The 12,337-nt window shown below is 73.6% G+C and carries 11 protein-coding genes; 4 read left to right on the plus strand and 7 right to left on the minus strand.

Annotated elements, in window-relative coordinates:
• Positions 1-22 precede the first annotated feature (22 nt).
• Positions 23-1,738, plus strand: coding sequence for a GAF domain-containing sensor histidine kinase (locus tag ABZ714_RS10640; protein ID WP_358824805.1), 1,716 nt, complete (start codon positions 23-25; stop codon positions 1,736-1,738).
• A 27-nt stretch (positions 1,739-1,765) separates the two neighbouring features.
• Here the strand turns inward: ABZ714_RS10640 and ABZ714_RS10645 are convergent, their stop codons facing one another.
• Positions 1,766-2,482 (minus strand): response regulator transcription factor, encoded by a 717-nt coding sequence (locus tag ABZ714_RS10645; RefSeq protein WP_358824806.1) that lies wholly within the window; start codon positions 2,480-2,482, stop codon positions 1,766-1,768.
• 136 nt (positions 2,483-2,618) lie between these two features.
• Positions 2,619-3,965, minus strand: a complete 1,347-nt coding sequence (locus ABZ714_RS10650) for a nicotinate phosphoribosyltransferase (RefSeq protein ID WP_358824807.1) — start codon at positions 3,963-3,965, stop codon at positions 2,619-2,621.
• Positions 3,966-4,371: 406 nt separating this feature from the next.
• Here ABZ714_RS10650 and ABZ714_RS10655 point away from each other — a divergent pair, with 406 nt between their 5' ends.
• A complete protein-coding gene (locus ABZ714_RS10655; RefSeq protein ID WP_358824901.1) occupies positions 4,372-5,049 on the plus strand; it encodes a CBS domain-containing protein in 678 nt (225 codons plus the stop codon).
• Between the two features lie 134 nt (positions 5,050-5,183).
• On the opposite strand, the gene ABZ714_RS10660 is transcribed toward ABZ714_RS10655, so the two are convergent.
• Positions 5,184-6,566: a peptidase C39 family protein gene (locus ABZ714_RS10660; RefSeq protein ID WP_358824808.1), complete on the minus strand. Its 1,383-nt coding sequence runs from the start codon at positions 6,564-6,566 to the stop codon at positions 5,184-5,186.
• Positions 6,567-6,857: 291 nt separating this feature from the next.
• Between ABZ714_RS10660 and ABZ714_RS10665 the strand changes: the two genes are divergently transcribed.
• Both ABZ714_RS10665 and ABZ714_RS10670 read left to right on the plus strand, forming a co-directional pair.
• A complete protein-coding gene (locus tag ABZ714_RS10665) occupies positions 6,858-7,469 on the plus strand; it encodes a hypothetical protein (protein ID WP_358824809.1) in 612 nt (203 codons plus the stop codon).
• Positions 7,470-7,858: 389 nt separating this feature from the next.
• A complete protein-coding gene (locus ABZ714_RS10670) occupies positions 7,859-9,814 on the plus strand; it encodes an AAA family ATPase (RefSeq protein ID WP_358824810.1) in 1,956 nt (651 codons plus the stop codon).
• Between the two features lie 84 nt (positions 9,815-9,898).
• On the opposite strand, the gene ABZ714_RS10675 is transcribed toward ABZ714_RS10670, so the two are convergent.
• From ABZ714_RS10675 to ribH, 4 genes are all read right to left on the minus strand, one after another.
• Positions 9,899-10,381, minus strand: coding sequence for a PH domain-containing protein (locus ABZ714_RS10675; RefSeq protein WP_358824811.1), 483 nt, complete (start codon positions 10,379-10,381; stop codon positions 9,899-9,901).
• A gap of 14 nt (positions 10,382-10,395) precedes the next feature.
• The gene (gene hisG / locus ABZ714_RS10680) at positions 10,396-11,244 is read right to left on the minus strand and encodes an ATP phosphoribosyltransferase (RefSeq protein WP_358824812.1); all 849 of its coding nucleotides are present in this window, start codon (positions 11,242-11,244) and stop codon (positions 10,396-10,398) included.
• A 158-nt stretch (positions 11,245-11,402) separates the two neighbouring features.
• Entirely contained in the window at positions 11,403-11,684 is a 282-nt protein-coding gene (locus ABZ714_RS10685) for a phosphoribosyl-ATP diphosphatase (protein ID WP_358824813.1), read from the minus strand.
• Positions 11,685-11,717: 33 nt separating this feature from the next.
• The gene (gene ribH, locus ABZ714_RS10690) at positions 11,718-12,203 is read right to left on the minus strand and encodes a 6,7-dimethyl-8-ribityllumazine synthase (RefSeq protein WP_358824814.1); all 486 of its coding nucleotides are present in this window, start codon (positions 12,201-12,203) and stop codon (positions 11,718-11,720) included.
• Positions 12,204-12,337 lie beyond the last annotated feature (134 nt).

Here is a 12,337-nt window from a genome sequence, read left to right on the forward strand (position 1 = left end):
CCCGTCAGCCCCCGGAGGTTCCATGGGCGGGGACGAACGCCGTACGGACCCGGCACCCCGGCTGGGGCTCGGCGAACTCCTCGGTGAGGTGCGAGTCCGCATCGACGAGGTGCGGGGCGGCCGGGACCGGCTGGACGGCCTGCTCGAAGCGGTGCTCTCCGTCGGCCGCGAGCTGGATCTGCCGCAGGTGCTCCACGACATCGTGGAGGCCGCGGTGGTCCTGGTCGACGCCGAGTACGGCGCCCTGGGGGTGGTCGGGCAGGGCGACCGGCTCGCCGAGTTCGTGCCGGTGGGCGTCAGTGACGCGCTGCGGGCCGAGATCGGCGATCCGCCGTCGGGGCAAGGCCGGCTCGGCGAGCTGATCCGGCATCCCGCCCCCTTGCGGCCCGGGGAGCTCCCGGCGCATCCCGCGTCGTCCGGCTTCCCGCCGGGCCATCCGGCGGTGCGCTCCTTCCTCGGAGTGCCGATCCGTGTCCGGAACACCGTCTTCGGCGATCTCCGCCTCACCGGGAAGCGCGGCGGCGGCGAGTTCGACGCCGAGGACGAGGCGGTTCTCTCGACGCTCGCGGTGGCGGCCGGGATCGCCGTCGAGAACGCCCGGCTGTTCGAGGAGGTCCGGTTCCGCGAGCGCTGGCTCGCCGCCGGCGCCGAGTTCACCAACGCCCTGCTCTCGGGTTCTCCGGAGTCGACGGTGCTGGAGAAGATCGTGGAGCGGGCCCGGGAGATCACCGGCACCGACCTGGGCGTCGTCCATCTGCTGGAGGCGGACGGCGCTCTGCGGGTGGCGCTGGCGCTCGGCGAACGTGCCGGGACGTTCGCCGGGGCCCGGGTGCCCCGGGAGGGGACTCTGGCGGGCCGTGCCCTCGCCGACCGGGCCCGGACGACGACGGCGAACCTCGCCGGGGACGATCGTCCGGCCCCCGAGGCCGACCGCTGGAAGGGCTTCGGCCCGGCGGTCGCGGTTCCGGTGGGCTCCGGGGACTCCGTACGGGGGGTACTGGTCCTGGCCCGCGCCACGGGGCGGCCACCCCTCACCGACGCCGAGACCCGGCCGCTGTCCGCCTTCGCCGACCATGCGGCCCTCGCCCTCGAACTCGCCGACCGCCGCCGGGACACCGAGCGGATGACGCTGCTCACCGAACGCGAGCGCATCGCCCGCGACCTGCACGACCTCGCCATCCAGCGCCTCTTCGCCACCGGAATGACCCTCCAGAGCGCCCGTCGGATCGTCGACGACCCGCGAGCGGTGGAGCGGCTGGTGCGGGCCATCGACGACCTGGACGAGACCATCAAGATCATTCGTTCGACGATCTTCGGGCTGCGGCAGACGGAGAACCCGTCGGCCCCGGCCGGGCTGCGGGTCAGGACCGTCCGGGCGCTGGAGCACGCCGTCCCGGCCCTGGGCTTCACTCCGGCGCTCCGGCTGGAGGGCCTGGTGGACAGCGACGTGCCTCCGGACACCGCCTCCGATGCCGTCGCCGTCGTCGGCGAGGCCCTGTCCAACGTGGCCCGGCACGCCCGGGCCTCCCGGGCGGAGGTCGCCGTGACGGCGCGCTCCGGCGAGCTGCGGGTCGAGGTCACCGACGACGGCCGGGGCATCGGCGGTACGGCTCCGGGGCGGTCCGGCGGGCTGCGGAACCTGGCCGAGCGGGCCGAGGCCCTGGGCGGGTGGATGACCCTCTCCCCGGCGGGCGACCGGGGCACCCGGCTGATCTGGTCGGTACCGATCAGCGAATAGCCGGGGTGAGGGAGGGAAGGCGGGCGGTCAGGACTCCCGCTCCGCGCCGTCGCGGGCGCGCGCCTCGGCGTCGTGGACATGCGCGGCGATCACCGCGGCCTGGACCCGGCGCTCGACTCCCAGCTTCGCCAGCAGACGGGAGATGTGGTTCTTCACCGTCTTCTCCGACAGATAGAGCTTCTTGCTGATCTCCCGGTTGGTGAGCCCTTCCCCGATCAGGTCGAGCACGGCGCGCTCCCGTTCGGAGAGCGCCGCGGTCCTGGGGTCCCGGGGCGGCTCCTCGTCGGGCCCGCGCAGCGAGCGGATGAGCCGGGTCGTGGTGGCGGGGTCAAGCATCGACTGCCCCGCCCCGACCGTGCGGACCGCGGTCACCAGGTCGGACCCGTTGATCTCCTTGAGTACGTAGCCGGCCGCGCCCGCCATGATCGCGTCCAGCAGGGCTTCCTCGTCGTCGAAGGACGTCAGGATCAGACAGGCCAGCTCCGGCATACGGGCCCGTAGCTCACGGCAGACCGTGACGCCGTCCCCGTCGGGCAGCCGTACGTCGAGCACGGCGACGTCCGGACGGAGAGCCGGGCCCCGGGCCACGGCCTGCGCGGCGGTCCCGGCCTCGCCGACGACCTCGATGCCGCGCTCCTCCTCGAAGAGGTCGCGCAGCCCCCGGCGGACCACCTCGTGGTCGTCGACGAGGAAGAGCCGGATCCGGTGCCCGGACGGCGGGGGCGGGGTTGCCTGCTCGGCCATGGTGTCCTCCTGACCTCGGCCCCTTCTCGATCATCGCCTTCCCCGCACGGCCCTCCCCGGCACCGGGCACCGGGTCGGGGCGTCACCGGCCACGGCGGGAATCCGCGGCGGCCCGATCGCGGCGGCTGCCGGTGGCTCAGCCGCCGCGATCGGGCCGCCGCCGTACGGCGCCCTCCAGCCGCGCCCGCACCTCCGCGGCGAGGCAGGCCAGCCGGGGCGACAGCGCCGCCGCCGGGGCCGAGGGCGCGTCGACGGTCCGGGCCGACGGGGGCAGGGCGGCCAGATCCCGCTCGTACCGCCGCCGGGACTCGCGCATCGCGGCCCGGGGGCCGGTCCGCCGTCCGTCCCGCATCAGGACCTCCAGCAGCGGTTCGCCGTCCGGCGGTGGTTCCTCGCCGTAGAGGGCGACCACATCGCGGAAACCCGGGCGCCGGAAGACCTGTTTGCGGCCCGGCGCGGTGACCTTCGCGGCGGAGAGCTTCATCACGGGCCGCCCGGCGTACTCGACCAGCTTGTACGCCGAGTCCAGATAGGGCGCGTCGGCCGCGACCCCGATCCGGGTCCCCACCGCGTAGACGTCGATGGGCGCTCCGGAGCGGACGAGCCGGTCCACGGCGTACTCGTCCAGGCCGCCGCTCGCCACGATCCGGGTGTCGGGGAGCCCGGCGGCGTCGAGGATGGCTCGGGACCGAACGGCGAGGGCTCCCAGGTCCCCGCTGTCGAGGCGGATCGCGCAACCGGGCCCGAGGCCCAGGTCCCGCAGCACCCGAGCGGCGGTGGCGGCCCCGGTGAGGGTGTCGTACGTGTCGACCAGGAACGTCACCGGGCCGGGATGCGCACGGGCGAAGGCCCGGAACGCCGCCTCCTCCGAGCCGAACGCCTCGATGTAGGAGTGGGCCATCGTGCCGACGGCGCGCAGGTCCTCCGCGTGGGCCGCGGCCACATTGCTGGTACCCGCGAAGCCGACCATCGCCCCCAGCCGCGCCGCCTGGTAGCCCGCCTCCGGCCCGTGGGTGCGGCGGAGCGAGAAGTCCACCACCTGCCGTCCCCGGGCGGCCAGGACGCAGCGGGCGCACTTGGAGGCGACGGCGGTCTGGTGGTTGAGCCGGTTGAGGACGAGGGTCTCGACGAGCTGTGCCTCGGGCAGCGGCGCGGTGATCTCCAGCAGCGGTTCGCCCGCGAGGACGATCCGCCCCTCGGGTACCGCCCGAGCCTCCCCGGTGAAGCGCAGACCGCGCAGGGGTTCCAGGTCGGCGGCGGGGCGTTGGAGGACCTCGGCGAAGGCTTCGAGATCGGCATCGCCGACCTCGTACTCCCGGAGGAACTCCAGGACGGCTTCGGCGCCCGCGCAGACCGCGAAGCCGCGCTCGGGCGGCAGATTCCGGACGAACAGGCTGAAGGTCGCCGCTCGCGTCATGCCCTCGCGGAGGTACGAGAGCGCCATGGTGACCTCGTACAGGTCGGTGGTGAGCGCATCGGACATCAGGGGCTTCTCCCGCTCCGGCGGCGCGTGCCTCCGGACGCCCGGACGGCGAGGGACTGGCGGGCCGGCGCCCTTCCACTCTGCGGCGGTCGCCCGTCCTCCGCCAACCGGGGGCCCGGCGCCCGGCCCGGGGCCGCGCCACCCGGCCGTGGTGTGCCGGGAGCGGGGAGGCCCTGTGGGGCGCGGAGAAGCGGTCCCGGGCGGCGCACCGCGCGTGGGCCGAGCGGGAGGCGGAGAAGGCCTCCCGTCGCCCCGGAGCGGGGACACCGTCCGTGCCCGGGCGCCGACGGCCGGGATGCCCCGGACCGGGCCCCGTGGGGCGGGCCGGCCCGATGCGGACCGGGCGCACCCCTGGGAAGCTGGATGGTGAGGCGCCCCACCACCGTCGCAGGGGAGCGGGAGCATGCTGCATCACCGGACCGTCGCCGACCTCATGACCACGGAGGTCGTACGGGTACGCGGCGACACGCCGTTCAAGGACGTCGTCAGGCAGCTCGCAGAACACAGGGTCGGCGCCGTTCCGGTCGTCGACGCGGCGGGACGGGTGATCGGGGTGGTCTCGGAGGCCGATCTGCTGCCGAAGACGGCCGACCGGCCGGACGCCGCCGGTCTGGTCCCGTTGCCGGACGTCCCGGCGTGGGACCTGGTCAGGGCGGAGGGCTCCCGGGCGGAAGAGCTGATGTCGGCTCCGGCCGTGTGTGCCCGCCCGGAGTGGGGCGTCGTAGAGGCGGCGCGGCTGATGACGGCGCAGAACGTCAAGCGTCTCCCCGTCGTGGACGGAGCCGACCGGCTGGTGGGCGTCATCAGCCGGTCGGACGTCCTACGGGTGTTCCTCCGGCGGGACGAGGAGATCCGCGAGGAGATCCGGGCCGATGTCCTCGCGGACGCCCTCGGGATCGCCTCCTCGGTCACCGCCGAGGTGCACGACGGCCGGGTCGCGCTCACCGGAACCGTGCCGGACCCGGCCCTGGTCACGCTCGCCGAACGGCTCTGTCACGCGGTGGACGGAGTGGTCGCCGTCGACACCCGGATCACGGTCGGAGCGAAGACCCCCGGCACGGCCGCCGGCCCCCGCCGGAGGTGAGGCCCCGTGGACCCGGCCCCCGTCGCCGTCGGCCTCGACGGCTCCCGCGAGAGTCTCGCCGCCGCCCACCGGGCCGCCGCCGTCGCCCCGGCGGCGGCCCGGACGGGTGGACGACCGGCCGGGGCGCCACTGGCTCAGTGGATGCCGTGGGCGGCCAGGGCTCGGCGCTGGGCGGGGGTGGGCCGCTCGGGCCAGAAGAGGTAGCAGACCCCGCCCGTTCCGCTTCTGACCCGGCCGCCCGCGTCGTAGCGCTTGGTACGGAGCCAGATGTTCTCCCACTCCCGGCGCCGGTAGACCCGGCGGACGGCGGGATTGTCGTCGGACGCCGGGTCGTTGGCGATCACATCGCCGTCGGGGGTGAAGCCGATGACGGTCATCAGATGGCCCGCCGTGCCGTAGCCCGCGCCGGTCAGCTCCTCCGCGCGGAAGGACTGGGAGGTGATGGCGGGGATCCCGGTCCGGACCAGACGCTCCAGTTCGGTGACCGAGCCGAGCCGGGTGACCACGGCGTTCAGACCGGGGTAGGTCGCGGCGTAGGCGGCGTTGAAGGGCCAGTTGCCGCAGCCCTGGTACTGGTAGTCGTAGGTGAACCGGGCCGCGTGGCAGATCTGCGGATCGTCGTACGCCGGGTTCACCCAGGCCAGTTCGTCCGCGGTGGGCTTGCGGCCCCAGTACTCGATGATCATCTGGGCGGAGGTGGGGCTGCACCACGCCTCGCCGCCGTTGTCGTACTCGGGGTAGCGGCCGGTATGGATGTTCTGGGAGTACCGCGGTACGGCCAGCTCACGGGCGGGTCCCGGGGTGGTCTCCGGCACGGTGAAACGATCCGGCACATCGGAGGCCATCGCACCCAGCCGCCAGACCGTGGGGGTGGCCCGGCTGTCCGGCCTGCGGTGGAGGGTGAGCCGCAGCCGGTACGCCACCAGCCGGGTACCGCTCGCCGCGTCGTCCACCGAGAGGGTGTCGGTCCAGACGGTGGCCCGGCCGTCGGTCTGGCCGTCGACGGACGTACGGCGGATGTCGCCGTCGCCCGCGGCCCAGCGGCCCAGGACGAACCACGGGGTCTTCGCGCCGTCGGCGTAGGTACCGCGGAGTTCGACCGTGAGCCAGGTCCCGGCCGGGGTGTGGGCGTTCCAGGAGGGGATGATCTCGGTCGCCGGCAGGTCGGGGCGGTGCTCGGGCGAGACCCAGACCGCGTACTCCCAGGGTTCGGAGCGACCGGTGTGCGGATCGGTGTAGTCGGCGACCCCGGCCGGCCGGCCGAACGCGATACCGGGGCGGCGGCCCGCGACGACCCGGGCCCCGTCGGCCTCCCCGCGGCGCCAGTCGGTGTAGGAGGTCCAGAAACGGTTGTCCACGAGCCGGGCCGTCCGCGCGGAAGCGGCGGCGGGGGACGCCGGGGCGGTGGACGGCGCGGGCAGGGCCGCGGCCCGGGTGGCGGCGGTGAAGGCCCCCGCGCCGGCGGCGGCCGCGATCGCGGCGCCCAGCACGGTCCTGCGCGTGGTGGCTCTGGCCATGGTGACCCCCAAAGTCGGACGCGCCGCCGGAGACGGCGCTGACGAACGCCGGGACGGCCGGGTGGAAACGGAACCCGGAACGACCGGCGGCGGAGCGGGATTCATCGGTGGACCGGTGGGGCTCCCGGTGTCGGCGAGATCCGCCGGACCGGGTCCGCCGGACCGCGACGGGCCCACTATCACCCGGCCGCCGCCCCCGGGGCCAGCGTTCCGGGGCCCGGGCCGCGCACCAACATTGGTCGGACCACTGGCGACCGCTCCCCCGCCACCGGCCACGTTTAGGCTGGACCCATGGATCACACGCTGGACCGGCTGGCCGGGGAGGTGTACGCGGCGGAGCCGTCCTGCGGCCCGGTCCGGCTGGTCGCGGTCGACGGCCACGCCGGATCCGGCAAGAGCACCTTCACCGGACGGTTCGCGGCGGCGCTCGCCGCCCGGGCGCCCGGCGGTACGGACACCCCGGTCGGGGTGCTCCGTCTCGACGACCTCGCCAGTCACGAGGCGTACTTCGACTGGACCGGGCGACTGCTCGACCAGGTGATCGAACCCCTCTCGCGGGGCGTGCGCGCGCACTACGAGCCGTACGACTGGAACACGCGCCGTTTCACCGCGCCACGCGCCCTGCCGCCCTCCCCCGTGATCCTGATCGAGGGCGTCGGCGCGGGCCGGGCCGCGCTCCGGCCCCGGCTGGCCCGGCTGCTCTGGATGGAACGGGCGCCCGAGGAGTCCTGGCCCCGGGGCCGCGACCGGGACGGCATCGGACTTTCGGCCTTCTGGGACTCCTGGACCGTGGCCGAGACCGGTCATTTCCTGGCCGATCCGTCCCGCCCCTATGCCGACACTCTGATACGGGAGTGCCATGAGGGATACCGGGTGCTCCCGGGACCCTCCGCGACCGCATGAGAGCATCACTTCATCACATAGGGTGACCATCGCTCCCGGTCGTACAAAGGTGTCGGGAATCCGCCTCACGAGTGCCTGAACTCCGCTTGACCCGGGGGGTGTACAGGTCTTACGTTCTCAATGTGCGGCTTTCCGAGCCGCCGCAGACGCGAAGCCCCCGGTTGTTCCCCCGTGATCGGGGGCTTCGTTCTGCCCTCGGCCGCCCCTCCCGCGCCATCCGTCGCCCGGGTGCCCTAACCCTCGGTCACCGCCGCGCGATGGGTTCCGTGCCCTTAAGCCCGGTGACCGCGCGCGGGTACGATTCCCTCGCGTGGGACCGCTTCCCGTCCCCGTAGGTCGGCGTCGTCCGGCGCCGAGGCGGTTCAGTCGGTGTACTTATGGGGGACCTGATGGACCTCGGCACGCAGGGCGCTCCGGCCCCGGCCGATCTCGCCTGGGTACGCGGAGTGGACGCGTACACGATGGGCGCCTATCCCCAGGCCGAGGAGGAGTTCCGGGCCGCGGTCCGGCTCGATCCCGGAATGGCCGACGGCTGGCTCGGGCTGCACGCCCTGCGGGTCGACACCACCGACGCCCTGCTGCGGATGTACCGCGCCCGGGACCGCTTCGGCGAACAGCGCGCCCGCCACCGCCGGACGCTCAACTCCTGGTACTGGCTCGGCTGGTGGGTGCAGCCGGTGCTGGAGAGCCCGCGGGATCTGCTGCTGGCGCACGCCTCGCACTGGCTCGACGGCCGCCACGTACCGGAACTGGACCGCGCCCTCGCCGGGCTGCCGCCGGTCGACACCGATCCCCAGGTGCGCTTTCTGCACGCCTGCCGCGCCTATCTGGTCAAGGACTGGGAACAGTTGGTGCGGCATACGGAGCCGCTGGTGAACGATCCGCTGCTGGGGATCGAGGCGGGTCTCTTCGCCGGGATGGCCCGGGTCAGGCTGGAGATGTACGGACAGGCCGAGCCGCTGCTGTCGACGGCGCTGATGCGCTGCCGCAGCGAGCAGCCGCAGCGCAAGGAGCTGCGGTACTGGCTGGCCCGGGCCCATGAGGGCACCGGGCGGACGGCGGCGGCCCTGCCGCTGTACCGGGCCGTGCACCGGGTCGATCCGGGCTTCATGGACACCTCCGCCCGGCTGGCGGCGATCGCCGAGTACGACGGGATGGACCCGCTGGATCCACTGGGGGGCGACGGGGTCGCCGCCGCCCTGGCCGCCGGTTACGACACCCCCTCCGGGGCCGGTCTCGCGGTCTCCCTGGCCGGCTACGGGCCGGGACAGGAGACCGCGGACGCGGAGGCCGACACAACCGCCCCGGACGGCCCCCGGGCGGGGACCGACCCGGCGGCCGCCCAGCCGTCCGGCACGGTGTCGCCCCCGGTGCCCGCCCCGGGACCGCAGCCGCCGGGCGGCACGCGGTCGGCCCCGGCCCCGGCTCCCCCCTGCCCCTCGGGACCCACCGACCCGGCGCTGCTCGCCGAGGCGCTGGCCGAGCTGGAGCGCATGGTGGGGATGGAGCCGGTGAAGCGGCAGGTCAAAGCGCTCTCGGCGCAGTTGGAGATGGCCCGGCTGCGGGCCGACCAGGGGCTGCCCGTCCAGCCGCCGAAGCGGCACTTCGTCTTCTCGGGCCCTTCCGGGACCGGGAAGACCACGGTCGCCCGGATACTGGGCCGGGTCTTCTGCGCGCTGGGGCTGCTCGGCGGCGACCATCTCGTGGAGGCCCAGCGCTCCGATCTGGTCGGCGAGTTCCTGGGCCAGACGGCGGTGAAGGCCAATGAGCTGATCGACTCGGCGCTCGGCGGGGTGCTCTTCGTGGACGAGGCGTACAGCCTCTCGAACTCCGGCTACGCCAAAGGCGACGCCTACGGCGACGAGGCGCTCCAGGTGCTGCTGAAACGGGCCGAGGACAGCCGGGACCATCTGGTGGTCATCCTGGCGGGCTATCCCGAGGGGATGGACCGGCTGCTGGCCGCCAATCCGGGACTGGCGTCGCGGTTCACCACCCGGGTCGACTTCCCCTCGTACCGGCCGCTGGAACTGACCCGGATCGGTGAGGTGCTGGCGGCCGAGAACGGTGACGGGTGGGACGAGGAGGCGGTGGAGGAGCTGCGCTCCATCTGCGGCCACGTGGTCGACCAGCGGTGGGTCGACGAGCTGGGCAACGGCCGCTTTCTGCGGACGCTCTACGAGAAGAGCTGTGCCTACCGGGATCTGCGGCTCTCCGGCTATCCGGGGACCCCGACCCGGGAGGATCTGTCGACGCTGCGGCTGCCGGATCTGATGCAGGCGTACGGCGAGGTGCTGTCGGGGCGCGGACCGCTGGACCGGGGCCCCGGGGAGCCGCCCGCGCCATGAGCGGGGCGTCTCCCGGGGCCGTACCGTCCGGTCCCGGGGTCGTACGATCCCCCGGGCCCGGGGGATCGTACCGGGGGCGTACGGTCACTCGGTCCCGGCGGTGCTCCTGGCCTCGACCAGGGCGCGCAGGGCGCGGGCGTCGGCGATGGCCTGCTCCCGGGCGATGCCGGGCTGGATGCCGAGGGCCGGGGCGCTGCTGCCGTCGCTGAGGTCGAGGAAGACCCAGGGGTCGCCCCGGCGGAGATTGACCCGGACGATCTCGGCCCAGGCCAGCCTGCGGGTGCGGGTGAAGTTGACGACGGTGACACCCTCGTCGTCGGCGACCACCTTCGGGCGGGCCAGCAGCCAGAGCACGAAGAGGAAGGCCGCGGCGGTGGTGACGAAGCTGATCCGCTCGCCGAGGCTGAGCTTCTCCAGGACGAGTCCGGTCCCGGCGATCACGGCGAACATCACCGCGCCGACGGAGAGCAGCACGATCCGGGTGCGGTGGGGCCGGAAGGTGACCGGGAGCTCGGGCGGCCCGGCGGGCCCGGCCGGGGCGGGGGCGGACGACGCGGATGCGGACATGGTCACGGGGTTCCTCAGAGCCGGCAGGCGTGGATGGCGGTGGTGAGAATGGCGCGGGCGCCCAGGTCGTAGAGGTCGTCCATGATCCGCTGGGCCTCCTTGGCGGCGACCATCGAGCGGACCGCGACCCAGCCCTCGTGGTGCAGCGGGGAGATGGTCGGGGATTCCAGACCGGGGGTGAGGGCGACGGCCTGCTCCAGGTGCTCGACCCGGCAGTCGTAGTCCATCATCACGTACGCGCGGGCGACCAGGACGCCCTGGAGGCGGCGGAGGAACTGCTGGATCTTGGGGTCGTCGGTGCCCGCGCCGCGGCGGCGGATCACCACGGCCTCGGAGGTCATGATCGGGTCGCCGACGACCTCCAGACCGGCGTTCCGCAGCGATGTACCGGTCTCCACCACATCGGCGATGACCTGGGCGACGCCCAGCTCGATCGCGGTCTCCACGGCGCCGTCGAGGTGGACGACGGAGGCGTCGATCCCGTTCTCCGCCAGGTGCCGGGCGACGATGCCCTCGTAGGAGGTGGCGACCGTCATCCCGCCGAAGTCCTGCGGGCCGCCGGCGGTGCCGGGCCGGGTGGCGTAGCGGAAGGTGGAGCGGGCGAAGCCGAGTTCGAGGATCTCCTCGGAGTCGGCGCCGGAGTCCAGCAGCAGATCACGGCCGGTGATGCCGATGTCGAGCCGTCCGGAGCTGACGTAGATCGCGATATCGCGCGGGCGGAGGTAGAAGAACTCCACCTCGTTCTCCGGGTCCACGAGCACCAGCTCTTTGGACTCCTTGCGCTGCTGGTAGCCCGCCTCATGGAGCATCGCCGCCGCGGGTGCGGACAGTGAGCCCTTGTTGGGGACGGCGATGCGCAGCATGGGATCGGCTTCCTTACGTGACGTACGGGATTACGGGACTTCGGAACTTCGGGAGTTCAGGACTTCGGGGCTTCTGGATTCAGGACCGGGGCACGGGCTCGGGTGAGCGGAACGGGCCGGGGGACGGCCCCCGGCCCGCCGGCGGGCGACGGCCCGGCTCAGAGATGGGCGTAGACGTCGTCGAGGGAGATCCCCTTGGCCACCATCATCACCTGGACGTGGTAGAGCAGCTGGGAGATCTCCTCGGCGGCGGCTTCCTTGCTCTCGTACTCGGCGGCCATCCACACCTCGGCGGCCTCCTCGACGACCTTCTTGCCGATGGCATGGACGCCGTTGCCGACCAGTTCGGCGGTGCGGGAGGTCGCGGGGTCGCCGGTCGCCGCCTTCTGCTGCAGCTCGGCGAAGAGTTCTTCGAAGCTTTTGCGGGTCGTGTTCGCCATGATGGTCTCAGGGTACGGGGTCCGGGGGGCCGCTCAGCGCCAGGGTTCGCTCACCGAACGGAGCGTCGCGGCGGTGGCGACGGCGGCGGTCACGGCCTCGTGGCCCTTGTCCTCGCGGGATCCCGGCAGCCCGGCCCGGTCGAGGGCCTGCTCCTCGGTGTCGCAGGTCAGCACGCCGAAGCCGATGGGCACCCCGGTGTCGACGGAGACCTTGGTGAGGCCCTGGGCGACGCCCTGGCAGACGTAGTCGAAGTGGGGGGTGCCGCCGCGGATGACGACGCCGAGGGCGACGACGGCGTCATAGCCGCGGCCCGCGAGGACCTTGGCGACCACGGGCAGCTCGAAGCTGCCGGGGACCCGCAGCAGGGTGGGTTCGTCGATGCCCAGCTCGCGCAGGGCGCGCAGGGCGCCGTCGACGAGGCCGTCCATGACCTTCTCGTGCCACTGGGCCGCGATGACGGCGACCCGGAGGTCTCCGCAGTTCCGTACGGACAGTTCGGGTGCGCCCTTGCCGCTCACGCTTCTCCTCGGGAGGTCGGATGGATCGATCGGGTGGAACGGGTCATGCCTGTGGTGCGGAGGTACGGATGGTTCGGCCGATCCGCCTGGTTTCGACTGGTTCGGCCGATCCGGTACCCGGTATCCGGTACCAG

The sequence above is a fragment of the Streptomyces sp. NPDC006798 genome (assembly GCF_040635975.1).
Taxonomy (GTDB): domain Bacteria; phylum Actinomycetota; class Actinomycetes; order Streptomycetales; family Streptomycetaceae; genus Streptomyces.